18 protein-coding genes, 2 tRNA genes and 4 rRNA genes are annotated in these 25364 nt (G+C 59.0%); 11 read left to right on the top strand and 13 right to left on the bottom strand.

Going from position 1 to position 25364, the window contains the following annotated elements:
• Window position 1: 1 nt before the first annotated feature.
• The 11 genes from LGQ10_RS18580 to LGQ10_RS18530 form a co-directional block, all read right to left on the bottom strand.
• A complete protein-coding gene (locus LGQ10_RS18580; protein WP_226522837.1) occupies window positions 2–1963 on the bottom strand; it encodes a DUF4105 domain-containing protein in 1962 nt (653 codons plus the stop codon).
• Complete coding sequence (locus tag LGQ10_RS18575; RefSeq protein WP_226522836.1) at window positions 1960–2280, bottom strand: DUF2388 domain-containing protein; 321 nt, start codon at window positions 2278–2280, stop codon at window positions 1960–1962. The genes LGQ10_RS18580 and LGQ10_RS18575 overlap by 4 nt, the downstream gene beginning before the upstream one ends.
• A gap of 27 nt (window positions 2281–2307) precedes the next feature.
• Window positions 2308–2601, bottom strand: a complete 294-nt coding sequence (locus LGQ10_RS18570; RefSeq protein ID WP_226526157.1) for a DUF2388 domain-containing protein — start codon at window positions 2599–2601, stop codon at window positions 2308–2310.
• A gap of 117 nt (window positions 2602–2718) precedes the next feature.
• Window positions 2719–3039 (bottom strand): DUF2388 domain-containing protein, encoded by a 321-nt coding sequence (locus tag LGQ10_RS18565; protein WP_226522835.1) that lies wholly within the window; start codon window positions 3037–3039, stop codon window positions 2719–2721.
• Window positions 3040–3197: 158 nt separating this feature from the next.
• Complete coding sequence (locus LGQ10_RS18560; protein WP_226522834.1) at window positions 3198–3413, bottom strand: DUF1127 domain-containing protein; 216 nt, start codon at window positions 3411–3413, stop codon at window positions 3198–3200.
• A gap of 269 nt (window positions 3414–3682) precedes the next feature.
• On the bottom strand, window positions 3683–3898 hold the full coding sequence (locus tag LGQ10_RS18555; RefSeq protein ID WP_058436503.1) for a DUF1127 domain-containing protein: 216 nt from the start codon (window positions 3896–3898) through the stop codon (window positions 3683–3685).
• Between the two features lie 320 nt (window positions 3899–4218).
• Window positions 4219–5712, bottom strand: coding sequence for an acetyl-CoA hydrolase/transferase family protein (locus LGQ10_RS18550; RefSeq protein ID WP_226522833.1), 1494 nt, complete (start codon window positions 5710–5712; stop codon window positions 4219–4221).
• A gap of 179 nt (window positions 5713–5891) precedes the next feature.
• Window positions 5892–7328: an NAD(P)(+) transhydrogenase (Re/Si-specific) subunit beta gene (locus tag LGQ10_RS18545; RefSeq protein WP_058436501.1), complete on the bottom strand. Its 1437-nt coding sequence runs from the start codon at window positions 7326–7328 to the stop codon at window positions 5892–5894.
• Entirely contained in the window at window positions 7328–7648 is a 321-nt protein-coding gene (locus LGQ10_RS18540; protein ID WP_003233786.1) for an NAD(P) transhydrogenase subunit alpha, read from the bottom strand. Before LGQ10_RS18540 ends, LGQ10_RS18545 begins: the two co-directional genes overlap by 1 nt.
• A gap of 15 nt (window positions 7649–7663) precedes the next feature.
• The gene (locus LGQ10_RS18535; RefSeq protein WP_226522832.1) at window positions 7664–8785 is read right to left on the bottom strand and encodes a Re/Si-specific NAD(P)(+) transhydrogenase subunit alpha; all 1122 of its coding nucleotides are present in this window, start codon (window positions 8783–8785) and stop codon (window positions 7664–7666) included.
• A gap of 452 nt (window positions 8786–9237) precedes the next feature.
• Window positions 9238–10131 (bottom strand): LysR family transcriptional regulator, encoded by an 894-nt coding sequence (locus LGQ10_RS18530; RefSeq protein ID WP_058436548.1) that lies wholly within the window; start codon window positions 10129–10131, stop codon window positions 9238–9240.
• Between the two features lie 157 nt (window positions 10132–10288).
• Between LGQ10_RS18530 and LGQ10_RS18525 the strand changes: the two genes are divergently transcribed.
• The 9 genes from LGQ10_RS18525 (at window position 10289) to LGQ10_RS18485 (ending at window position 21204) form a co-directional block, all read left to right on the top strand.
• Complete coding sequence (locus LGQ10_RS18525; protein WP_226522831.1) at window positions 10289–11470, top strand: acyl-CoA dehydrogenase; 1182 nt, start codon at window positions 10289–10291, stop codon at window positions 11468–11470.
• 13 nt (window positions 11471–11483) lie between these two features.
• Window positions 11484–12704, top strand: coding sequence for a CaiB/BaiF CoA transferase family protein (locus LGQ10_RS18520; RefSeq protein WP_226522830.1), 1221 nt, complete (start codon window positions 11484–11486; stop codon window positions 12702–12704).
• A gap of 642 nt (window positions 12705–13346) precedes the next feature.
• Window positions 13347–14883: ribosomal RNA gene (locus LGQ10_RS18515) — 16S ribosomal RNA — on the top strand.
• Between the two features lie 123 nt (window positions 14884–15006).
• Window positions 15007–15083, top strand: a tRNA-Ile gene (locus LGQ10_RS18510).
• A gap of 10 nt (window positions 15084–15093) precedes the next feature.
• A tRNA-Ala gene (locus tag LGQ10_RS18505) sits at window positions 15094–15169 on the top strand.
• A 216-nt stretch (window positions 15170–15385) separates the two neighbouring features.
• Window positions 15386–18276 (top strand): 23S ribosomal RNA (locus tag LGQ10_RS18500).
• Between the two features lie 145 nt (window positions 18277–18421).
• Window positions 18422–18537: ribosomal RNA gene (gene rrf / locus LGQ10_RS18495) — 5S ribosomal RNA — on the top strand.
• A 112-nt stretch (window positions 18538–18649) separates the two neighbouring features.
• Window positions 18650–18765 (top strand): 5S ribosomal RNA (gene rrf, locus LGQ10_RS18490).
• Together the 16S, 23S and 5S rRNA genes with 2 tRNA genes alongside form the textbook arrangement of a ribosomal RNA operon.
• A gap of 558 nt (window positions 18766–19323) precedes the next feature.
• A complete protein-coding gene (locus LGQ10_RS18485) occupies window positions 19324–21204 on the top strand; it encodes a methyl-accepting chemotaxis protein (protein ID WP_226522829.1) in 1881 nt (626 codons plus the stop codon).
• 69 nt (window positions 21205–21273) lie between these two features.
• On the opposite strand, the gene LGQ10_RS18480 is transcribed toward LGQ10_RS18485, so the two are convergent.
• The gene (locus tag LGQ10_RS18480; RefSeq protein WP_058435402.1) at window positions 21274–22038 is read right to left on the bottom strand and encodes a thioesterase II family protein; all 765 of its coding nucleotides are present in this window, start codon (window positions 22036–22038) and stop codon (window positions 21274–21276) included.
• Between the two features lie 249 nt (window positions 22039–22287).
• On the opposite strand from LGQ10_RS18480, the gene lapG reads away from it, so the two are divergent.
• Entirely contained in the window at window positions 22288–22980 is a 693-nt protein-coding gene (gene lapG, locus LGQ10_RS18475) for a cysteine protease LapG (protein WP_058435403.1), read from the top strand.
• 14 nt (window positions 22981–22994) lie between these two features.
• Window positions 22995–24941 (top strand): cyclic di-GMP receptor LapD, encoded by a 1947-nt coding sequence (gene lapD, locus LGQ10_RS18470; RefSeq protein WP_058435404.1) that lies wholly within the window; start codon window positions 22995–22997, stop codon window positions 24939–24941.
• A gap of 37 nt (window positions 24942–24978) precedes the next feature.
• Here lapD and LGQ10_RS18465 read toward each other — a convergent pair whose 3' ends face one another.
• Window positions 24979–25317, bottom strand: coding sequence for a tryptophan synthase subunit beta (locus tag LGQ10_RS18465; RefSeq protein WP_226522828.1), 339 nt, complete (start codon window positions 25315–25317; stop codon window positions 24979–24981).
• Between the last annotated feature and the right edge of the window lie 47 nt (window positions 25318–25364).

Below are 25364 nucleotides of genomic sequence, written 5' to 3'. Positions count from 1 at the left end.
GTTATGGCAGCTCCAGCCCGCCCGCCGCCTTGTGCAGCGCTCGCAGATGTTCGCCCACCTGCTTGAGGTTGGCTTCGTTGGCGGCAATCTCGGCGGCGCGGGCAGGATCCAGCAAGGCCCGGACTTCCTTGTCGAGATCGCCGGTCAGGGACTGCAGCTGCTTCTGGCGCAGGCTGGTCTCGGCTTCCAGGCGCTGCCATTCGCCAGGCTGGGGCAGGCCATAACCGCTGCTGCCCAACAGCTCGGCCGGGCGGCTGAGGAAGCCGCTGTTGGCGAGAATCTGCTGCAGGGTCTGGTTGGCCTTCTCCATGCCGCCATTCTTCAATTCGCGAGCCCCCAGGTAGCGCTGCTTGACCTCGTCCTGGGCCAGCAGCAGCTGGCGACGAAAGCTGGCCTGCTCCAGCAGCAGCAAGGCGGCGCTGGTACGCAGGTCGGCCTGGGCGAACCACTGGCGACGTTCTTCGGCGCTCAGCGACAGCCAGTCCTCGACGTTGGCCTGCTTGATCGGCAGGTACTTCCTGATGACTTCGAACATTGCCTGGTAGCGATCACGGAAGGAATCGAAGCGATAGCCCAGGCGCAGCGCCTCGCGGGGGTCGTCGAGCACGCTGGTATCGGCCAGTCCCCTGCCCTTGAGCACCTCCAGCAGGCCATTGGGCATGATGCTGTCCAGGCCGACCAACTGCTGGTTGTTGCTGCCGCTGCGCAGCAGCTTGAGGCTCTCCACCGCGCAATTGTTGGACAGGAAGTAATAGTTGCCGTCGTAGCTCCAGTGCATCTCGGCGGCGTGTTCCACCACCTCCTCGATCTCGCTGCGCGAGAGGTTCAAGGGGACCGAGGCCAGGCTGCGCAGCTCGGTCTTGGTGTATTCGTCGATCACCTGGGCCAGCGGCAGGATGAACAGCCGTGACGGGTACTTGCCCACCAGCCCATCCCAGCTCGACAGCTGCACGTCACCGACGAAGGCGCGGTAGGACAGCACCAGGTGCTGGTCCAGGTCCAGCCGGCAATCCGGTCCGCGAGGCCGGCCCGGAGCGCAGATCACCAGGCGCAGCATGCTGTGGCCCCAGCGGCTGACCCAGTTCTGGTTGGCTTCGGCCAACAGGTAGTCCACCGCGTAGACCCGTTCCGGATCGACCTGGCCCAGGGGTGTCCTGGCGAAGTCGTTACCGGCATTGAGGAAGGCGAAGGACTTGGCGCAGCTGTCCTTGGCGGCCGGCGCCCAGTCGAAATGCTCCTGGTAATAACGGTACAGCGCCGGGCGCCGGCAGGCGTAGCTCGGGTCCAGGAGGAAGTATTCCATGTTCACCGCGACGAACTCTTTGGGATTTGTCGTCTCGTAGAGGTCGGGGCTGCGGGCGACCTGGCGGTTGTGCTGCTCGCGTTCCCCGCGACGGCCAACGTATTGCGGCCAGCCGGCCAGGTCCAGCAGGCGTGGGTCGTCGCTCAAGGTGAAGCGGCGATCGTTCTGGCCGCGACATGCGTCCGGCAGGCCCACCAGGCCGGTGGTGCCATTCCTGCGGGTGCAGCGCTGGATCAGGCTGCGTTCGGCACTGGGCCACAGACGCGCGCGATCATAGATATGGGTCAGTTCATGGAGCACGGTGGCGAGCATTTCCCGGCGCACGGTGCCATGGGGGCGGCTGGTCTTCTGGGTGGCGGCGGAACCGTCGGCGAGGCTGGGCAGCAACGCGCGGTTGAGGTCCAGTTCCGCTACCAGGGAGGCTTCGCCATAGGCGTTGTCGGGCATGCGGTCGGTCCAGCCGACATCGATGGTGCGGTCCAGTTGCTGGATGAAGCGTGGCGGCAATGCCTGCATCGCTTCATCCAGCAAGGCCTGGCTGGCTTGTTGTTGCTGCGGGCTCAGGCCATCGGTCTTGAGGTGCAGCTTCAGGTCGGCCTGGGCGTTGCTGCAGAGCAGTCCCAGGGTCGTGGCCAGCAGCCAGGCGCGCAGCGGCTTCACAGGGCGAGGATGGCTTCGGCCAGTACCTGGTCGCTGGCGTCGCGAGCTTGCGGCACGCGGGTGCGCAGGGTGTCGAAGGCCGCTTCCAGCTGGGCGCCACGGATATCGCCGTTGCTGGCGACGAAGCTGGCGGCATCGTCGTGGGCTTCACGCACGACCTTGGAGTCGCGGATCGAGGTTGTGGTGTCCGAGGTGAAATCGATCGTTCGGCCAAAGGCACGGACGATGATGTTACTGGTGGCCACCAGGGTGTGTGCCTGGGCCACGTCGGCCAACAACAGCAGGCCGAGGGTGGCGGCAATCAGCGGGCTACGCATGGGATGACTCCGGGATAACGGGAATGACTATTGGACGAGAATTGCCTGCGCCAGTTCAAGGTCGTCGGCATGCAGTTTCGCCGGGGCACTGCGCAAGTATCTGAGCGCGGATTCCAGGCGTGCACCACGCAGTTGGCCGTCGGTTGCAACGAAGGCAGCGGCATCATCCTGGGCGGCGAGTATCAGTTTATGGTCGAAGGGCGCGGAGGTCACCTTGCTTGTCGCGTAGGCGGTGATGACCGAGCTCTGGGTACTCAGGTCGAACGCCTGCACCGGGCAGGCCCAACAGATCAAGAGCAGTAATGGAGTGGAAAATGCTATGCGGAACAAACCTGTGGATCTCGACAGCTGAAAACCAGCGCAAAGGCTAGCGCAATGGTTCGCGGAGGACCAGCGTAGAGAGGTTCAGGTGCGCATGCGCACCTGACCAGGTGCTCTTCAGATTGCCAGGATGGCCTGGGCCAGCTGGGTGTCGGTGGCCTGTTGCAGTTGCGGAGCCTGCTGGCGAATGTGGGCGAAGGCGCTTTCCAGTTTCACCCCGCGAATGGCGCCATCGGTGGCGACGAAGCTGGCGGCATCATCCCGGGCAGCACGAACGATCTTGTGGTCGCGCAGGGAGGACGTGGCATCGGAAGTCGCATCCGAGGTGGCCTTGAGCGCTCCGACGATGGCGTCGGTGGTGACGATCAGGCTGGTGGCATGGGCATTGGCAGCCAGGGCCAGCAGGGCGGCGGCGCTGAGCAGGCGGAGACGAGGCATGGGTAACTCCTGTGAATGAACAGACAATAGAAGGCGCTGAGTGAGACGCCGGGCAGCCACTGCGAAGTGCTGTGTCTGATTGCTCTGACGCAGTTCGAGAAGAAATGGCCACGTCGTGGCTGATATTAGGCTGCGCCGCTGCGTTCGCCCATAGCTGTTCAATCCCGCCAGAACGGTTTGTGCAGTTCCGCTGCTCTGTCGCAAAAACTGATGCCGCTGTCGGCCAACTGCTGCTCATTCATCTGCGCCAGCAACTTGCGGGTCCTGGCTCGTTCACGCAGGCGGCCGAAGGCGGCTACCCAGCTGTACCTGGTAGTAGTTGTGCGGGCAGTGGCGTGGAGGGTGCTGTCGGTGGGCCGGGTCGATGAGTCCATAATGCGATCCTCGAGGCAATGTCGGGCGCTTGGCCTGGAAGCTCCATGGTGCGAGGTTCGAGCGGACTCTTGCAGATACACTGGGGTAAAATTGTACTGGTACAAATCAAGTATCTATAAAACTGTACCTGTCTTGGGTTTTCCGGCTGTACTCTCCTGTTCTCCCGGCCAGAAAGCACAAGACCCGTCGCGGTTTCCCGCGACGGGTCTTGTTTATGCAATTCGGGTGCTGGCGGTGGACCCGGTGGGTCAGGGCCAGCGACGCTGAGTTAGCGCCAGAACGGCTTGCTCAGCTCTTCGTAGCGTTGTGCTTCGCTGATCCCGGCATCGGCCAGCAGACGCGAATCCAGGCGAGCCAGTTGGTGGCGGCTGGAGATGCGGCGCTGCCACAGCATCAGGTTGGAGAGCAGGCGCAGAGGCAGGGAAGCCTGGGATTTTACAGCCTTGTCTTCGAAGAACAGTTCGGAACTGAGTGTACGTTCCATGGTTGACATCCTTCCGCTTGTGGCGGGATCAGGTAGTGGTTTAACTGGTGCCCATGATCCTCCTCCGGCGCAAGACTCTGTAGATACAGTTCACTTGTATTGTGAATGACCAGTTAACTGTTTATAGCGGCTGTACTGTTCGGAAATGGCGCAACTGTACCTGTTGGCACCTTTTTGGTGCGTTTTGATGGTTTTTGATGGAAAGGCAGCGATTTTAGGCGGGGAAAATAGCAGTACAGTAGTACAGTTTTTGTCTGGCGGTGGGCGGGCTATCGGCAGGCTGACGAAACTGTGTTTGCGTCAGCCGCCGACTGTATCCATTACTCGGTGAGCATCTTCCCGGTTTCTTCCAGGTTGATGTGCCAGCTCAGGGCCTCGCGCAGGATGTGCGGGGTGTGGCCACCCAGTGCGCAGGCCTTGGTGAAGTACTCGTTGAGAGCTTCGCGGTAGGACGGATGCACGCAATTGTCGATGATCACCCGTGCACGCTCGCGTGGCGCCAGGCCGCGCAGGTCCGCCAGGCCGACCTCGGTGACGAGGATATCGACGTCATGCTCGGTGTGGTCGACGTGGCTGACCATGGGCACCACGCTGGATATCGCACCGTCCTTGGCAATGGACTTGGTCACGAAGATCGCCAGGTGTGCGTTGCGGGCGAAGTCACCGGAGCCGCCGATACCGTTCATCATCCTGGTGCCGCAGATGTGAGTGGAGTTGACGTTGCCGTAGATGTCGAATTCCAGCGCGGTGTTGATGCCGATGATGCCCAGGCGCCGTACCACTTCGGGGTGGTTGGAGATTTCCTGCGGACGCAGGACCAGCTTGTCCTTGTAGCGCTCCAGGTTGCCGAACACGTCGGCGTTGCGCCGGCTCGACAGGGTAATGGAGCTGCCCGAGGCGAAGCTCAGCTTGCCGGCATCGATCAGGTCGAAGGTCGAGTCCTGCAGCACCTCGGAGTACATGGTCAGGTTCTCGAAGGGCGACTCGATCAGGCCGCACATCACCGCGTTGGCGATGTTGCCGATACCGGCCTGCAACGGGCCGAGCTTGTTGCTCATGCGCCCGGCCTGGACTTCCCGCTTGAGGAAGTCGATCAGGTGGTTGGCAATGCCCTGGGTCTCGCTGTCCGGTGGCGAGACGGTTGACGGCGAGTCGGATTGGTCGGTGATGACGATGGCGGCGATCTTGTCCGCGGGGATCGGGATCGCCGTGCTGCCGATGCGATCGTCGACCTTCACCAGTGGGATCGGTGTGCGGGTCGGACGGTACGTCGGGATATAGATGTCGTGCAGCCCTTCCAGGTTCGGGTTGTGCGCCATGTTGATCTCGACGATCACTTTCTTGGCGAAGATTGCGAAGCTGGCCGAGTTACCCACCGAGGTGGTTGGCACGATGTGTCCCTGTTCGGTGATGGCCACGGCCTCGATCACCGCGATGTCCGGCAGCTTGAGTTGCTGGTTGCGCAGTTGTTCGACGGTTTCCGACAGGTGCTGGTCGATGAACATGACCTTGCCGGCGTTGATCGCCTTGCGCAGGGTGCTGTCCACCTGGAACGGCATGCGTCGGGCCAGCACGCCGGCTTCGGTCAGTTCCTTGTCCAGGTCGTTGCCCAGGCTGGCGCCGGTCATGAGGCTGATTTTAAGCGGTGACACCTTGGCCCGTTGGGCCAGGGCATGGGGCACGGCCTTGGCTTCACCGGCGCGGGTGAAGCCGCTCATGCCGACGGTCATGCCGTCCTCAATCAGAGCGGCAGCGTCTGCGGCGCTCATCACCTTATCCAACAACGAAGGCAAGCGGATACGATCACGGTACATGGATTGTTATCTCGGGCAACGAAAGCAAGAAGCGCAGTCTAGTGATTTCCAGAAAAAACGCCCCGCGACAAAGGTCGAATGAAAGGTCCTGTCCTAGAGCCTTCCGTCGGCTTTCTGGAGTAAATAAAAAACCCCAGCCTACTAAAGGCTGAGGTCTTGGGTATTGCGCTACGGCAGGATTATTCGACGGCTTTGACCATGTCTTCGATGACCTTCTTCGCGTCGCCGAAGACCATCATGGTCTTGTCCAGGTAGAACAGCTCATTGTCCAGGCCGGCGTAACCGCTGGCCATGGAGCGCTTGTTGACGATGATGGTCTTGGCCTTGAAGGCTTCCAGGATCGGCATGCCGGCGATCGGTGATTTTGGATCGTTCTTCGCCGCCGGGTTGACCACGTCGTTTGCGCCCAGCACCAGTACCACGTCGGCCTGGCCGAACTCGGAGTTAATGTCTTCCATCTCGAACACCTGGTCGTAGGGCACTTCGGCCTCGGCCAGCAGCACGTTCATGTGGCCGGGCATGCGACCGGCCACCGGATGGATCGCGTACTTCACGGTGACGCCGCGATGAGTCAGTTTTTCGGTGAGCTCTTTCAGAGCGTGCTGGGCGCGTGCCACTGCCAGGCCGTAGCCGGGAACGATGATCACAGTGTCGGCGTTGGTCAGCAGGAAGGTCGCGTCGTCGGCCGAGCCGGACTTCACCGGACGAGCTTCCTGGGCGCCGGCCGGGCCACCGGCGTCGGCGCTGTTGCCGAAGCCGCCGAGCAGCACGTTGAAGAATGAACGGTTCATCGCCTTGCACATGATGTACGACAGGATCGCGCCGCTGGAGCCCACTAGGGAGCCGGCGATGATCAGCATCGAGTTGTTCAGCGAGAAGCCGATCCCCGCTGCGGCCCAGCCTGAGTAGCTGTTGAGCATCGACACCACGACCGGCATGTCGGCGCCGCCGATCGGGATGATGATGAGCACGCCCATGATGAATGCCAGGGCCAGCATCAGGGCGAAGGCGCCCAGGTTGCCGGTGACCATGAAGGCGATGCCCAGGCCCAGCGTGGCCAGGCCCAATACCAGGTTCAACTTGTGCTGACCGGCGAACTGTACCGGTGCGCCCTGGAACAGACGGAACTTGTACTTGCCCGACAGCTTGCCAAAGGCGATCACCGAACCGGAGAAGGTGATGGCGCCGATGGCCGCGCCGAGGAACAGTTCCAGGCGGTTGCCGGCAGGAATCGCGTCGCCCAGTTGTTTGACGATACCCAGGGACTGTGGCTCGACCACGGCGGCAATGGCAATGAACACCGCTGCCAGGCCGATCATGCTGTGCATGAAGGCCACCAGCTCAGGCATCTTGGTCATTTCTACGCGCTTGGCCATGATCGAACCGGCGGTGCCGCCGATCAGCAGGCCGACGATCACATAGCCAATGCCGGCGGTCGCCAGCTCAGCGCCCAGTTTATAAATGAGGCCGATGGTGGTCAGCACCGCCAGCGCCATGCCCAGCATGCCGAACAGGTTGCCGCGCCGCGACGTGGTCGGGTGCGAAAGACCCTTGAGCGCCTGGATGAAGCACACCGAGGCGATCAGGTAGAGGGTGGTTACCAGGTTCATACTCATTATTTCTGCACCTCTTCTTTGGCTTTGGGCGCTTTCTTCTTGAACATTTCCAGCATGCGACGGGTGACCAGGAAGCCGCCGAACACGTTGACCGCGGCCAGGGCCACGGCCAGCGTGCCCATGGTCTTGCCCAGCGGGGTCACGGTCAGGGCGGCGGCCAGCATGGCGCCGACGATGACGATTGCGGAAATGGCGTTGGTCACTGCCATCAGGGGGGTGTGCAGTGCGGGTGTAACGTTCCAGACCACGTGGTAACCGACATAGATCGCCAGCACAAAGATGATCAGGTTGTAGATACCGGGGGAGATGAGCTCTTCCATCGTCTGAATCCCTGCTTAGGCGTTTTTGCGGATGACTTGGCCGTCGCGGCACATCAGGCACGCGGCGACGATGTCGTCTTCGAGGTTGACTTCGAACTGCCCTTCTTTGGTGAAGACAAGCTTCAGGAAGTCCAGCAGGTTGCGGGCATAAAGGGCCGAGGCATCGGCGGCCACCGCGCCTGCGAGGTTGGTCGGGCCGACGATGGTCACACCGTTTTCGACCACCACCTGGTCCGCCACGGTCAGCGGGCAGTTGCCGCCCTGGGCCGCGGCCAGGTCGATGACCACCGAACCGGGTTTCATCTGGGCCACGGTGTCGGCGCTGAGCAGTGTCGGCGCCTTGCGGCCCGGGATCAGGGCCGTGGTGATGACGATATCGGCCTGCTTGGCGCGTTCGTGCACGGCCAGGGCCTGACGCTGCATCCAGCTGGCTGGCATTGGACGGGCGTAACCGCCTACCCCCACTGCACACTCGCGCTCTTCGTCAGTCTCGTAAGGCACATCGACGAACTTGGCGCCCAGGGACTCGATCTGCTCCTTTACTGCCGGACGTACGTCGGAGGCTTCGATCACTGCGCCCAGGCGTTTGGCCGTGGCGATGGCTTGCAGCCCTGCCACACCGGCGCCGAGGATCAGCACGCGAGCTGCCTTGACGGTACCTGCGGCGGTCATCAGCATCGGCATGAAGCGTGGGTAGTAGTGGGCGGCCAGCAGCACGGCCTTGTAGCCGGCGATGTTGGCCTGGGACGACAGTACGTCCAGGCTCTGGGCGCGCGAAGTGCGCGGCGCGGCTTCCAGGGCGAAGGCGGTGATCCCGCGCTCGGCCAGCTTGGCGATGGTTTCATTGCTGAAGGGGTTGAGCATGCCCACCAGGACGGCCCCGCTCTTGATCAGAGCCAGTTCGCTGTCATCGGGAGCCACCACCTTGAGGATCAGTTCGGCGCCAAAGGCATCGTTGGCGCTGCCAATGGTTGCCCCTGCCGCTTCGTAGGCACTGTCGAGCACGCTGGCATTGATGCCGGCACCGCTTTGCACAGTGACCTTGTGACCCTGGCCGATCAGCTTCTTGATGGTTTCCGGGGTTGCAGCAACCCGTGTTTCACCCGTATGGGTTTCGAGAGGAACACCAATGTGCACGTCAAATCTCCTGCTTGATCTTATTGCTTTCGATCTTTCTTAGAAGGCCAGCGCACTACGCAGGGGCGCTGGGGCGGCCGATCAGCACGATCCCACTGAAATCACAGCGGGGCGCGGCATTTTGCAGGCGAACTTTGAGGCCTTCAAGGAATTCTGACTAGTGACGGAAAATTAACTACAAGTCACCCCGTGACCGAATGTCGCAACCTCCTGCCTTTAAGCCTTGCAGGCCGTGGCCTTAAAGGCTTTTATCGTAAATCCAAGTTTTTTCGCATCGGTGACATGAATACTCATACATTGCCTCTGAATAAACCCTACAACCCGCGTGGTTAGCAGCTTGTAGAGTGGTTTTGATGGGCGTCGGTACAGTCTGTCTAAATGCGACAAAAAATTATATCTGTAGTGCTTTTGTTTTTCTGACTACGGGGTCAATAATTGCCGTAAGTCCTGTTTCACGGGGCGTAGCTGTGGGCCTGGTGCACCAGCCAGTCGCGAAACGCCCTTAATGAGGCCGATTCCACCTTTCGCTCGGGAATCATCAAGTAATACGCCTTGATGCTTGGCAGGGCCTTGGGGTTGGCAATGACCAGGCGTTTTTCCGCCAATTCCCGCTGGATCAGGAACGGCGGGATCAACGCAATGCCCATGTCGTGCATGGCGGCTTGGGCGAGCATGGAGAATAGCTCGTAGCGTGGGCCTGTCATGTCGCGGGGGACGTTGAGCTGCTGGGAGTTGAACCACTGGCGCCAGGCGTAGGGACGTGTTGTCTGCTGCAGCAAGGGCAGTTCGGCAATCACCTGGGCAGGCAGTTGCTGGAGGTCGCCCAGCATGGCCGGGCTGCACACCGGCATCGGGTGCTCGTCCATCAGGCGGTGGGACTGGGTGCCTGACCAATCGGCATCGCCGAAGTAGATAGCGGCATCGAAGGGCGTGTCGGCGAACAGGAACGGTCGTGTGCGGTTGGTCAGGTTGACCGTGACATCGGGGTGCTGTTGCTGGAAGTCCTTGAGGCGTGGCAGCAGCCACTGGGTGCCGAACGTCGGTACTACCGCCAGTTCGATGACATTGGCGCCCTGCTGTCCCATCACCGACAGTGTGTCGCGCTCCACGGCATCGAGTTGGGTGGCGACCCGACGGCTATAGGACAGGCCGGCTTCTGTGAGCTTGACCCCTCGGCGCGAGCGACGAAACAGTTCCACGCCGAGGAACTCTTCCAGGCTGGCTATTTGCCGACACACCGCTCCTTGCGTCAGGGAGAGCTCCAGCGCTGCCTTGGTGAAGCTCTCGTGACGGGCGGCGGCTTCGAAGCTGATGAGGGCGGCGGTACTGGGGATTTTTCTGCGCATGTACGGCAATCTCACTAATGAATGCTGTAGACGGCGATTGGCACCGTTACGGAGTGAGAAATTAGCACAACAACATGCAAAATCCTCGTTTGCCCGCGGTGGTGCGTGGGCCTAGGATCAATCCACGATAGTTGACCTACTTCACGAGGACTCACTCATGGGCGGCAAAGCAAGCTTCAACTGGATCGACCCCCTTCTGCTGGATCAACAACTGACCGAAGAAGAGCGCATGGTGCGCGACAGTGCCGAGCAGTTCGCACAAGACAAGTTGGCGCCACGAGTCCTGGAAGCTTTCCGCCATGAACAGACCGATCCGGCGATCTTCCGCGAGATGGGGGAAGTCGGCCTTCTGGGCGCGACCATTCCCGAGCAGTACGGTGGCAGCGGCTTGAACTACGTGTGTTATGGCCTGATCGCCCGTGAAGTGGAGCGTGTGGACTCGGGCTATCGTTCGATGATGAGTGTGCAGTCCTCCCTGGTGATGGTGCCGATCAACGAGTTCGGTACTGAGGCACAAAAACAGAAGTATCTGCCGAAGCTGGCCTCTGGTGAATGGATTGGCTGCTTCGGTCTGACCGAGCCGAACCATGGTTCCGACCCGGGTGCGATGATCTCCCGTGCACGCAAGGTGGACGGTGGCTACAGCCTGACCGGCAACAAGATGTGGATCACCAACAGTCCGATCGCCGATGTATTTGTCGTCTGGGCCAAGGACGATGCTGGTGATATCCGTGGTTTTGTTCTGGAGAAAGGCTGGAAGGGCCTGAGTGCCCCCGCTATTCACGGCAAGGTCGGCCTGCGGGCGTCGATCACCGGTGAAATCGTCATGGACAATGTATTCGTGCCGGAGGAGAACATTTTTCCGGATGTGCGCGGCCTGAAAGGTCCTTTTACCTGCTTGAACTCGGCACGTTATGGCATCTCCTGGGGCGCCCTGGGGGCTGCAGAGTTCTGCTGGCACACCGCGCGTCAATACACCCTTGATCGTCAGCAGTTCGGTCGTCCTCTGGCGGCAACCCAGTTGATCCAGAAAAAGCTGGCCGACATGCAGACCGAGATCTCCCTCGCCCTGCAGGGCTGCCTGCGTCTTGGACGGATGAAGGATGAGGGGACTGCGGCGGTGGAGATCACTTCGATCATGAAGCGCAATTCCTGTGGCAAGTCCCTGGACATTGCGCGCATGGCCCGTGACATGTTGGGCGGCAACGGTATTTCCGACGAGTTCGGGATCGCCCGTCACCTGGTGAACCTGGAGGTGGTCAACACCTACGAAGGCACCCATGACGTGCATGCGCTGATTCTGGGGCGCGCGCAGACCGGTATCCAGGCGTTCTATTAATAGGAGAGCAGCCATGGGCGCGTTATCGCATCTGCGGGTACTGGATTTGTCTCGGGTGTTGGCCGGGCCTTGGTGCGGCCAGATCCTGGCGGACCTGGGGGCCGAGGTCATCAAGGTCGAGCGCCCTGGCAACGGTGACGATACTCGCGCCTGGGGGCCGCCCTTCCTCAAGGATGCCTATGGCGAGAACACTACTGAGGCCGCCTATTACCTGTCGGCCAACCGCAACAAGCAATCGGTGACCATCGACTTCACTCGCCCGGAAGGCCAGCAACTGGTCCGCGAGCTGGCGGCCAAGTCGGATATCGTCATCGAGAATTTCAAGGTTGGCGGGCTGGCGGCCTATGGCCTGGACTATGAATCACTCAAGGCGCTCAATCCGCGCCTGATCTATTGCTCGATCACGGGCTTCGGCCAGACCGGTCCTTATGCCAAGCGCGCAGGTTATGACTTCATGATTCAGGGGTTGGGCGGCCTGATGAGTCTCACCGGGCGACCTGAGGGCGATGAAGGTGCTGGGCCGGTGAAGGTCGGGGTGGCCTTGACCGACATCCTGACAGGGCTCTATTCGACGGTGGCGATTCTGGCGGCGTTGGCTCATCGGGACCAGGGCGGTAGTGGGCAGCATGTCGACATGGCACTACTGGATGTGCAGGTTGCATGCCTGGCGAACCAGGCGATGAATTACCTGACGACAGGAGTCGCTCCCAAGCGGCTGGGTAATGCGCATCCCAATATAGTGCCCTATCAGGATTTTCCGACGGCCGATGGTGACTTCATTCTTACCGTGGGTAATGACGGGCAGTTTCGCAAGTTTGCCGAGGTAGCGGGTCAGCCGCAGTGGGCGGATGATGCCCGGTTCATCACCAATAAGCTGCGGGTGGCCAATCGTGCAGTGCTGATCCCCCTGATCCGCCAGGCAACGGTATTCAAGACCACGGCGCAATGGGTGAGTCAGTTGGAACAGGCAGGAGTGCCGTGTGGGCCTATCAATGATCTGTCTCAGGTGTTTTCCGATCCGCAGGTGATGGCTCGTGGCCTGGCCCTGGAGATGCCTCATGCGCTGGCAGGAATGGTGCCCCAGGTGGCCAGCCCGATTCGTCTCTCCGAGACGCCGGTGGAATATCACCAGGCCCCTCCGCTGCTGGGTGAGCATACGCTGCAGGTTCTGCAGCGAGTGCTGGGCATGGAGGCTGGGGCGGTGGATAGCTTGAAGCAGGCGGGGGTGTTGTAGGGAACCCCTTCTATATATAGAGCAGTGTCGGTGTTCTGTATCACTGGCCCAAATCCCTCGTTTCGGGGGTTTTGGGCTTTCTTCAGATAAAACAGAAGATAAGTGTTGACGGCAGATTCTACAGGTCTATAATTCGCCCCACTTCCGGCGCAGTCGAAACGGAAAACTCCTTGAGATTCAATGAGTTACACGGTTTTCGACAGCGGTAACGCTTCAGTTCATCGAAGCCCAGAGGGAGCTGATAAGGCAGCGTTTTTCGCCTTGTTAGCGTTTCGATCCTCTCGATCGAAAGCGGATAAAAAGAGGTGTTGACAGCAGCGTGTAACGCTGTAGAATTCGCCTCCCGCTGACGAGAGATCGGAAGCGCAAGTGGTTGAAGTTGTTGAAGAAATCTTCGAAAGCTTCTGAAAATAATCACTTGACAGTAAATGAGGCTGCTGTAGAATGCGCGCCTCGGTTGAGACGAAAGCTCTTAACCAACCGCTCTTTAACAACTGAATCAAGCAATTCGTGTGGGTGCTTGTGTAGTCAGACTGATAGTCAGAAAGATTATCAGCATCACGAGTGACCATGCGAGAAATCACATAGTCATTTGAGATTGCTGAGCCAAGTTTAGGGTTACTTAAAAACCCAAGCAGTATTGAACTGAAGAGTTTGATCATGGCTCAGATTGAACGCTGGCGGCAGGCCTAACACATGCAAGTCGAGCGGATGAAGTAAGCTTGCTTACGGATTCAGCGGCGGACGGGTGAGTAATGCCTAGGAATCTGCCTGGTAGTGGGGGATAACGTTTCGAAAGGAGCGCTAATACCGCATACGTCCTACGGGAGAAAGCAGGGGACCTTCGGGCCTTGCGCTATCAGATGAGCCTAGGTCGGATTAGCTAGTTGGTGAGGTAATGGCTCACCAAGGCTACGATCCGTAACTGGTCTGAGAGGATGATCAGTCACACTGGAACTGAGACACGGTCCAGACTCCTACGGGAGGCAGCAGTGGGGAATATTGGACAATGGGCGAAAGCCTGATCCAGCCATGCCGCGTGTGTGAAGAAGGTCTTCGGATTGTAAAGCACTTTAAGTTGGGAGGAAGGGCAGTAAGCTAATATCTTGCTGTTTTGACGTTACCGACAGAATAAGCACCGGCTAACTCTGTGCCAGCAGCCGCGGTAATACAGAGGGTGCAAGCGTTAATCGGAATTACTGGGCGTAAAGCGCGCGTAGGTGGTTTGTTAAGTTGGATGTGAAAGCCCCGGGCTCAACCTGGGAACTGCATCCAAAACTGGCAAGCTAGAGTATGGTAGAGGGTGGTGGAATTTCCTGTGTAGCGGTGAAATGCGTAGATATAGGAAGGAACACCAGTGGCGAAGGCGACCACCTGGACTGATACTGACACTGAGGTGCGAAAGCGTGGGGAGCAAACAGGATTAGATACCCTGGTAGTCCACGCCGTAAACGATGTCAACTAGCCGTTGGGAGCCTTGAGCTCTTAGTGGCGCAGCTAACGCATTAAGTTGACCGCCTGGGGAGTACGGCCGCAAGGTTAAAACTCAAATGAATTGACGGGGGCCCGCACAAGCGGTGGAGCATGTGGTTTAATTCGAAGCAACGCGAAGAACCTTACCAGGCCTTGACATGCAGAGAACTTTCCAGAGATGGATTGGTGCCTTCGGGAACTCTGACACAGGTGCTGCATGGCTGTCGTCAGCTCGTGTCGTGAGATGTTGGGTTAAGTCCCGTAACGAGCGCAACCCTTGTCCTTAGTTACCAGCACGTTATGGTGGGCACTCTAAGGAGACTGCCGGTGACAAACCGGAGGAAGGTGGGGATGACGTCAAGTCATCATGGCCCTTACGGCCTGGGCTACACACGTGCTACAATGGTCGGTACAGAGGGTTGCCAAGCCGCGAGGTGGAGCTAATCCCACAAAACCGATCGTAGTCCGGATCGCAGTCTGCAACTCGACTGCGTGAAGTCGGAATCGCTAGTAATCGCGAATCAGAATGTCGCGGTGAATACGTTCCCGGGCCTTGTACACACCGCCCGTCACACCATGGGAGTGGGTTGCACCAGAAGTAGCTAGTCTAACCTTCGGGAGGACGGTTACCACGGTGTGATTCATGACTGGGGTGAAGTCGTAACAAGGTAGCCGTAGGGGAACCTGCGGCTGGATCACCTCCTTAATCGACGACATCAGCTGCTTCATAAGCACCCACACGAATTGCTTGATTCATTGAAGAAGACGATAGAAGCAGCTTTAAGCTCCAAGCTGATAGCTCCAAGCTAACAGTTACAAGCTCGAAATTGGGTCTGTAGCTCAGTTGGTTAGAGCGCACCCCTGATAAGGGTGAGGTCGGCAGTTCGAATCTGCCCAGACCCACCAATTTTGTTATGGGGCCATAGCTCAGCTGGGAGAGCGCCTGCCTTGCACGCAGGAGGTCAGCGGTTCGATCCCGCTTGGCTCCACCATAAACTGCTTCGAAAAGCTTAGAAATGAGCATTCAGACACGAATGTTGATTTCTAGTCTTTTGATTAGATCGTTCTTTAAAAATTTGGGTATGTGATAGAAAGATAGACTGAACACTACTTTCACTGGTAGTGGATCAGGCTAAGGTAAAGTTTGTGAGAACAAACTTTCGGCGAATGTCGTCTTCACAGTATAACCAGATTGCTTGGGGTTATATGGTCAAGTGAAGAAGCGCATACGGTGGATGCCTTGGCAGTCAGAGGCGATGAAAGACGTGGTAGCCTGCGAAAAGCTTCGGGGAGTCGGCAAACAGACTGTGATCCGGAGATGTCTGAATGGGGGAACCCAGCCATCATAAGATGGTTATCTTGTACTGAATACATAGGTGCAAGAGGCGAACCAGGGGAACTGAAACATCTAAGTACCCTGAGGAAAAGAAATCAACCGAGATTCCCTTAGTAGTGGCGAGCGAACGGGGACTAGCCCTTAAGCTTCTTTGATTTTAGCGGAACGCTCTGGAAAGTGCGGCCATAGTGGGTGATAGCCCTGTACGCGAAAGGATCTTAGAAGTGAAATCGAGTAGGACGGGGCACGAGAAACCTTGTCTGAATATGGGGGGACCATCCTCCAAGGCTAAATACTACTGACTGACCGATAGTGAACTAGTACCGTGAGGGAAAGGCGAAAAGAACCCCGGAGAGGGGAGTGAAATAGATCCTGAAACCGTATGCGTACAAGCAGTGGGAGCAGACTTTGTTCTGTGACTGCGTACCTTTTGTATAATGGGTCAGCGACTTATATTCAGTGGCAAGCTTAACCGAATAGGGGAGGCGTAGCGAAAGCGAGTCTTAATAGGGCGTTTAGTCGCTGGGTATAGACCCGAAACCGGGCGATCTATCCATGGGCAGGTTGAAGGTTAGGTAACACTGACTGGAGGACCGAACCGACTACCGTTGAAAAGTTAGCGGATGACCTGTGGATCGGAGTGAAAGGCTAATCAAGCTCGGAGATAGCTGGTTCTCCTCGAAAGCTATTTAGGTAGCGCCTCATGTATCACTGTAGGGGGTAGAGCACTGTTTCGGCTAGGGGGTCATCCCGACTTACCAAACCGATGCAAACTCCGAATACCTACAAGTGCCGAGCATGGGAGACACACGGCGGGTGCTAACGTCCGTCGTGAAAAGGGAAACAACCCAGACCGTCAGCTAAGGTCCCAAAGTTATGGTTAAGTGGGAAACGATGTGGGAAGGCTTAGACAGCTAGGAGGTTGGCTTAGAAGCAGCCACCCTTTAAAGAAAGCGTAATAGCTCACTAGTCGAGTCGGCCTGCGCGGAAGATGTAACGGGGCTCAAACCATACACCGAAGCTACGGGTATCACGTAAGTGATGCGGTAGAGGAGCGTTCTGTAAGCCTGTGAAGGTGAGTTGAGAAGCTTGCTGGAGGTATCAGAAGTGCGAATGCTGACATGAGTAACGACAATGGGAGTGAAAAACTCCCACGCCGAAAGACCAAGGTTTCCTGCGCAACGTTAATCGACGCAGGGTTAGTCGGTCCCTAAGGCGAGGCTGAAAAGCGTAGTCGATGGAAAACAGGTTAATATTCCTGTACTTCTAGTTATTGCGATGGAGGGACGGAGAAGGCTAGGCCAGCTTGGCGTTGGTTGTCCAAGTTTAAGGTGGTAGGCTGAGATCTTAGGTAAATCCGGGATCTTAAGGCCGAGAGCTGATGACGAGTTGCCTTTAGGCGACGAAGTGGTTGATGCCATGCTTCCAAGAAAAGCTTCTAAGCTTCAGATAACTAGGAACCGTACCCCAAACCGACACAGGTGGTTGGGTAGAGAATACCAAGGCGCTTGAGAGAACTCGGGTGAAGGAACTAGGCAAAATGGCACCGTAACTTCGGGAGAAGGTGCGCCGGTGAGGGTGAAGGACTTGCTCCGTAAGCCCATGCCGGTCGAAGATACCAGGCCGCTGCGACTGTTTATTAAAAACACAGCACTCTGCAAACACGAAAGTGGACGTATAGGGTGTGACGCCTGCCCGGTGCCGGAAGGTTAATTGATGGGGTTAGCGCAAGCGAAGCTCTTGATCGAAGCCCCGGTAAACGGCGGCCGTAACTATAACGGTCCTAAGGTAGCGAAATTCCTTGTCGGGTAAGTTCCGACCTGCACGAATGGCGTAACGATGGCGGCGCTGTCTCCACCCGAGACTCAGTGAAATTGAAATCGCTGTGAAGATGCAGTGTATCCGCGGCTAGACGGAAAGACCCCGTGAACCTTTACTATAGCTTTGCACTGGACTTTGAGCTTGCTTGTGTAGGATAGGTGGGAGGCTTTGAAGTGGGGACGCCAGTTCTCATGGAGCCATCCTTGAAATACCACCCTGGCAATCTTGAGGTTCTAACTCAGGTCCGTTATCCGGATCGAGGACAGTGTATGGTGGGTAGTTTGACTGGGGCGGTCTCCTCCTAAAGAGTAACGGAGGAGTACGAAGGTGCGCTCAGACCGGTCGGAAATCGGTCGTAGAGTATAAAGGCAAAAGCGCGCTTGACTGCGAGACAAACACGTCGAGCAGGTACGAAAGTAGGTCTTAGTGATCCGGTGGTTCTGTATGGAAGGGCCATCGCTCAACGGATAAAAGGTACTCCGGGGATAACAGGCTGATACCGCCCAAGAGTTCATATCGACGGCGGTGTTTGGCACCTCGATGTCGGCTCATCACATCCTGGGGCTGAAGCCGGTCCCAAGGGTATGGCTGTTCGCCATTTAAAGTGGTACGCGAGCTGGGTTTAGAACGTCGTGAGACAGTTCGGTCCCTATCTGCCGTGGACGTTTGAGATTTGAGAGGGGCTGCTCCTAGTACGAGAGGACCGGAGTGGACGAACCTCTGGTGTTCCGGTTGTCACGCCAGTGGCATTGCCGGGTAGCTATGTTCGGAAAAGATAACCGCTGAAAGCATCTAAGCGGGAAACTTGCCTCAAGATGAGATCTCACTGGGATCTTGAATCCCCTAAAGGGCCGTCGAAGACTACGACGTTGATAGGTTGGGTGTGTAAGCGCTGTGAGGCGTTGAGCTAACCAATACTAATTGCCCGTGAGGCTTGACCATATAACACCCAAGCAATTTGCGAACTCGAAAGAGGCCAGATTGCGGTGTGTGAAGATGACAGACCGAAAGTTTGAAGCACAAACCAAACCTATTACATACCCATTTGCTGGCTCGTTGCATAAGCAACGGATCGGCTCCAGAATTTCTTGACGACCATAGAGCGTTGGAACCACCTGATCCCATCCCGAACTCAGTAGTGAAACGATGCATCGCCGATGGTAGTGTGGGGTTTCCCCATGTGAGAGTAGGTCATCGTCAAGATTAAATTCCGAAACCCCAATTGCGAAAGCAGTTGGGGTTTTGTCTATAGGTAGAAGTTACTGATTTCGCTGACACGTTCGACCTCGAATCCAACGGATCGGCTGCAGAATTTCTTGACGACCATAGAGCATTGGAACCACCTGATCCCATCCCGAACTCAGCAGTGAAACGATGCATCGCCGATGGTAGTGTGGGGTTTCCCCATGTGAGAGTAGGTCATCGTCAAGATTGAATTCCGAAACCCCAATTGCGAAAGCAGTTGGGGTTTTGTTTTTCTAGGGCAAAAAACTGGGCAAGCTACCGCCCCTAAATGCTCCCTTTCCCTGCGTGTTCCTTGCAGCCTTAAATACCGAGCCTGGCCATGGGTGTGCCCATCATCCAGGCCCATGCTTCAACTCCTTGGCCCTGCCATGCCATGTTCATCAATATCCCCCGGGCTCGGCTTGCCGCCCTTCGAGCCTGTTCTGTAGAGGCAACCTCAAGGGAAACTTATCCACAGTCCTTGGCCTCGATGCTATTCCTCCAGCCGGTTGCCATGGCCTTTATCTCCTGTGGACAAATACCTCAACCCAAGAGACGCGGCCGCTCTAGCGTGCCGTTCGGCGGGATTCTGAGAAATCACGCGAGTAATTCAGATAAATCCCTAAGGGTTCGGAGATTTTGGCCGACAGAGTAATGAGACGTGCGTGCACCAAAGTAGAGCGATCAGAGAATGTCGCCTGCGTTGTTTAATGGAATGTTGCATTCCGTACGCATCCCCACTTTCGGCATAAGAAGTCCCATGAAATGAATCTCAAGTTCAGCCATAAAATCCTTTTGGCCGCCTCTGGCGTGGTGGTTCTGGCTTTTGCGTTGTTCACTCTGTACAACGACTACCTGCAGCGGAACACCATCCGACAGAATCTCGAATCCTCCATTCAGCAAGCCGGTGAGCTGACCTCCAGCAGCGTGCAGAACTGGATGAGCGGCCGGATTCTGGTGCTCGAGAACCTGGCGCAGAACGTCGCCCACCAGGGCCACAATGCGGACTTCCCAGGCCTGGTCGATCAGCCAGCCTTCACCTCGAACTTCCAGTTCACCTACGTTGGCCAAGCCAATGGCACCTTCACCCAGCGCCCTGACGCGAAGATGCCCGACGACTATGACCCTCGCCAGCGCCCCTGGTACAAGCAGGCTGTCGCTGCCGACAAGACCATGCTGACTCCGCCCTACATGGCCGCAGTCGGTGGCCTGGTGGTGACCATCGCCATGCCGGTGAAGAAGCAGGGTGAACTACTGGGTGTGGTCGGTGGTGACCTGAGCCTGGAAACCCTGGTCAAGATCATCAACTCGGTGGACTTCGGCGGCCTCGGCCACGCCTTTCTGGTCAGCGCCGACGGTCAGGTGATCGTCAGCCCGGACAAGGACCAGGTGATGAAGAACCTCAAGGATATCTACCCTGGCGCCAACGTGCGGATCGAGAGTGGCAACCAGGAAGTGGTCCTGAACAAGCAGGAACGTATCCTTTCCTTTACCCCGGTAACCGGCTTGCCGAATGCTGAGTGGTACATCGGCTTGTCTATCGATAGGGACAAGGCCTACGCGCCATTGAGCCAGTTCCGTACCTCTGCACTGATTGCGATGTTCATCGCTGTAGCCGTGATTGCCGTGCTGCTGACCCTGCTGATCCAGGTCCTGATGCGTCCTCTGGTCACCATGGGCCGGGCGATGCAGGATATCGCCCAGGGCGAGGGCGACCTGACGCGCCGCCTGGTAGTGGTGAGCAAGGACGAGTTCGGCGAGCTGGGTAGCTCCTTCAACCAGTTCGTGGAGCGGATCCACGCCTCGATCTCCGAGGTCTCCTCGGCCACCCGCCAGGTTCACGATTTGTCCCAGCGGGTGATGACGTCGTCCAACGCCTCGATCATCGGCTCCGACGAGCAGAGCGCTCGCACCAACAGCGTAGCGGCGGCCATCAACGAGCTGGGTGCCGCTACCCAGGAAATCGCCCGTAACGCCGCCGATGCCTCGCAGCACGCCAGCGGCGCCAGCGACCAGGCCGACGACGGTCGCCAAGTGGTGGAACAGACTATCCAGGCGATGACCGAGCTGTCGCAGAAGATCAGCCTGTCCTGCACCCAGATCGAGACTCTGAATGCCAGCACCGACAACATCGGGCATATCCTCGATGTGATCAAGGGCATCTCCCAGCAGACCAACCTGCTGGCACTCAACGCTGCCATTGAGGCGGCCCGTGCTGGTGAAGCCGGCCGTGGCTTCGCGGTGGTCGCCGATGAAGTGCGCAACCTGGCGCATCGCACCCAGGAGTCGGCAGAAGAGATCCACAAGATGATCACTTCGCTGCAAATCGGCTCCCGTGAGGCAGTGGCGACCATGAACGCCAGCCAAGTGTCCAGCGAAGAGAGCGTCGAAGTGGCCAACCAGGCCGGTGCCCGTCTGGTCAGCGTGACTCAACGCATCGGCGAGATCGACGGCATGAACCAGTCGGTGGCTGCAGCGACCGAGGAGCAGACTGCGGTGGTGGAGACCCTCAACGTCGACATCAACCAGATCAACCTGCTGAACCAGCAGGGCGTCGCCAACCTCAACGAAACCCTGAAGGATTGCGATGCGCTTTCGCAACAGGCCAGCCGCCTGAAGCAATTGGTCGACAGCTTCAAGATCTGAATCCCGCCCGAGCGACTCCCGGAGCCCGCTCCTGCCTGATGGCAGGGCGGGCTTTTTCATGACCGGCGTTCAGCCTAGGGGTTCGCCCAGCAACCCCAGGTGGGTGTTGATCACCTGTAACAGGCGCTGGCGTTGGGACTTGATGAAGAAATGGTTGCCAAGCACCTCGATCAGTTCGAATTCACGGGTGGTGAACTCCCGCCAGTTGAGCATGTGGCCGGCAGTCGCCAGCGGGTCTTCGCTGCCGTAGAAAGCCGTCAGCGGCACGTTGAGGCAACCGCTGGAGGTGTCGTACCAGGTTTCGAAAAGCTTCAGGCCGGTGCGCAGCAGGTGCTCGTAGGCTTGCAAATCACCCTGCCCGCGAGGGATTTCCAGGGGGCTGCCGCCCAGCGTCAGGATCGCCTCGCGAAAGGCCGCAGTGGGCAGGGTATGCAACAGGGGGTGATGAGGCAGGCTATCAGGGCTGCGACAGCCTGAGACGAACAGGTGGCGGGTCTGCCGGGGAAACCGTTCCTGAGCGTATTTGGCGGCCTCATAGGCCAGCAGTGCCCCCAGACCATGGCCGAATAATGCATGGGGCTCCTTCAGCCACGGAGCCAGGGCTGCGAAGGTCTTCTCCAGCAGGCTCGGCCAGTTGTCACACGGGGTCTCATGACGACGCGGGCCATGCCCGGGCAGGTTGACCAGTACCAGCTCGATATGGTCGGCCAGCCCCGTGGACCAGACCCGCAGTGGCTCGGCCGCCGCTCCAGCGTGGGGAAAGCAGATCAGGCGAATCTGCGGGGCTTGTCCGGAATTGATGACCAGCGTCCATTCTCGGTTATCGGTATCCACTGCTTTTCCTTAAGCAAAGGGCCGGCAGTTCCTCTGCCGGCGCTGGAGGGGCATCTAACATAGAGGCTGATGCCAATGAATGCACGCGATCGCATGGCGGCCTGTGCGGCAGGCGACGGCTGGCGTTGTGCGCGTGACCAGTGGCACAGGCCACACGTTGTAGGGGGGTGATTGTAAGGTGCCATTGTTTTTTGCTGGGCCAGCCTGCACCATCAGCCGATTCACGACAGCTCCCATGGATTCAACGCATTGGCGGCACGTTTAGCTCTTTCCCGGACCCTGCGCTGGTTTGGCTCGGCACTGCTGCTGGCCGGCGTACTGCTGGGCAGCCTACACGCCGACTGGGACTTTTCCCTGATCAGCCGGCGTGCCACGGCGCTCTACGGGCCCCTGGGCGAGGGCCAGCAACGCATCGACGCCTGGCAGCACCTGCTGGCCTCCCAGAAGCAGGTGGCCGAGCGTGAGCAGTTGAAGGTGGTCAACCTGTTCTTCAACAAGCAAATGCGGTATGTCGAAGACATCGATCTGTGGCACCAGGTGGATTACTGGGAGACGCCCGTGGAGGCCCTGTGGAAAGGCGCCGGCGACTGCGAGGACTACGCCATCGCCAAGTACTTCAGCCTGCGCCGCCTCGGGGTCTCCAGTGACAAATTGCGCATCACCTACGTCAAGGCCCTACGCCAGAATCGCGCGCACATGGTCCTGACCTACTATTCCACCCCGGACGCCATGCCGCTGGTGCTCGACAGCCTGGAAGACTCGATCCGCCCGGCCGCCGAACGGACCGACCTGTTGCCGGTGTACTCCTTCAACGCCGAAGGGCTGTGGTTGCCGGGAGCCAAGGGCAACAAGCGCGTGGGTGACACCAAGCGGCTGTCGCGCTGGCAGGATGTACTGAAAAAAATGCAGGCCGAAGGATTCCCGGTCGAGACGACTAACTAGGAGCACGAGCCCAGATGTCTTTGTTCAAACAACTGCTGATCGCAATCTGCGTGTTCCTGGTGGTGGCCTTCAGCGGCAGCTTCATGGTCAGCCTGGAAAGTTCGCGTACCCAGTACGTCAACCAGCTGCGCTCCCACGCCCAGGATGCGGCCACGGCGCTGGCTCTGTCGCTCACGCCGAACATCGATGATCCGGCGATGGTCGAGCTGATGGTCAGTTCGATCTTCGACAGCGGTTATTACGCCAGCATCCGGGTAGTGGACCTGGCGACCGACAAGACCATCGTCGAGCGCAGCGGTATTCCGGAGATGGGTCAGGTGCCTCAGTGGTTCGTCAGTCTGATCGGCCTTGAGCCGGCCGGTGGCGATGCCATCGTCAGCCGTGGCTGGGAGCAGGCGGCGCGAGTAGAGGTACTCAGCCATCCGATGTTCGCCGTGGCCAAGCTCTGGCAGAGCGCCCTGGGCAGCCTGGGCTGGTTGTTGATCTGCGGGGCGGTGAGCGCCGTGCTGGGTGCCCTGTTGCTGCGTCGCCAGCTCCGGCCGCTGGATTACATGGTCAAGCAATCCCACGCCATTGCCCGGCGTGAGTTCCTCAGCCTGCCGGAGCTGCCGCGCACCCCCGAACTGCGCCGGGTCGTGCAGGCGATGAACCAGATGGTGGAGAAGCTCAAGGCCCTGTTCCAGGAGCAGGCCGAGCGCAGCGAAAAGCTGCGGGTCGAATCCTATCAGGACAGCCTGACCGGGCTGGCCAACCGCCGTTATTTCGAAATGCAGCTCAATGCCAGGGTCAGCAACCCGGAGCAGGCCAGCTCCGGTTACCTGCTGCTGTTGCGGGTCAAGGACCTGGCGGGCTTGAACCAGCGGCTGGGCGGCCAGCGCACCGACCAGTTGCTGGTGGCCGTGGGCGAGCAGTTGCTGCGTGAGTGTGACAAGTACCCCGAGACCCATAACCTGGTGACCCGGGTTCGCGGGGGGGAATTCGCGGTGCTGGCTCCCGGGCTTGTACGCGAGGAAGCCATCCAGCTGGCCCAGAGCCTGGACAGCGCCCTGGGTAACCTGCACGCCACTGGCGCTACCGACGTCGCATCGGTAGCGTCCATCGGCCTGGCGGCCTTCGCCCATGGTGATTCGCCACAAGCGGTGCTCAGTCTCGGCGACCAGGCCCTGGCCCAGGCCGAGGCTCAGGGTGATACCAGCTGGGCCTGCCTGGACCAGGGAGCCAGCGCCCAGGGAGGGGATGACCATCACGCCTGGCACAAGCTGCTGGACCAGGCTCTCTCGCAACAACGCTTCCAGCTGTATTTCCAGCCGGTGGTGGCGACCCGGGACACCTCGCTGGTGCTGCATAGCAAGGTGCTGTCGCGGTTGCTGGACGAACAGGGCCAGACTATTCCGGCCGGACGCTTCCTGCCCTGGCTGGAGCGTTTTGGCTGGACCTCCCGCCTGGACCTGCTGATGCTCGAACAGGTGCTCGGGCACCTTGCAGGACATACCGAATCCTTGGCGCTGAACCTGTCGGCCGCCACCCTGGCCGACCCACAGGCGCTGAACCGGGTCTTCGACCTGCTGCGCCAGCATGCCAACCTGGGGCCGCGCCTGACCCTGGAAATCGGTGAAGAGCAGCTACCGGACCAGGCTCTCCTGGAGCAACTGACCCGGCGCCTGCGGGAGCTGGGCTTCTCCCTTAGCCTGCAGCGGTTTGGTGGCCGCTTCAGCATGATCGGCAACCTGGCTCGCCTGGGCCTGGCCTACCTGAAAATCGATGGCAGCTACATCCGCGACATCGACCAGGAAAGCGACAAGCGCCTGTTCATCGAGGCCATCCAGCGTGCCGCCCACAGCATCGACCTGCCGCTGATTGCAGAACGGGTCGAGACTCAGGGCGAGTTGCAGGTGATCCGTGAAATGGGCCTGTTCGGGGTACAGGGGCAGTTGTTCGGCGAACCTGCTCCCTGGAACTGAAAAGCCCGATGATGCCCCACCGGCAGGCCGGTGGGGGTCAGATCAATCCGGTTTCGTCATCGTTGATCAAGCGGCTCAGGCCACCCAGCGCCTCGCGGGCGTTGGTGCGATCCAGCAGCTTGACCTGGGCCGCCTCTGGCAGGTCGGTGATGCGGATCACGCCCTTGCTGGTCAGGACCTGAATCAGGTCGTCCAGCACCCGGATCATCTCCAGGTCGCTGTGCTTGAGTTGCTTCAGGCTGACTTCCACGGCCTCGTTGGCGTACCAGGTCTGGATCTCGTGGTGATCGGCGGGCAGCGTCTCGGTGGCTTCGGCGTAAGCGGCAGCTTCCACGCGAATCAGCTGGCCTTGTGCATCGCGTTGCACGTAGAACATGGCAAATCCCTCAGGCATTTTTTCAGCGTCCAGCCGTGGGCAGCATA

The sequence above is a fragment of the Pseudomonas sp. L5B5 genome (assembly GCF_020520285.1).
Lineage (GTDB): Bacteria > Pseudomonadota > Gammaproteobacteria > Pseudomonadales > Pseudomonadaceae > Aquipseudomonas.
Note: the sequence above shows the minus strand (reverse complement) of the source record. Positions and strands in the feature narration are given on the sequence as shown.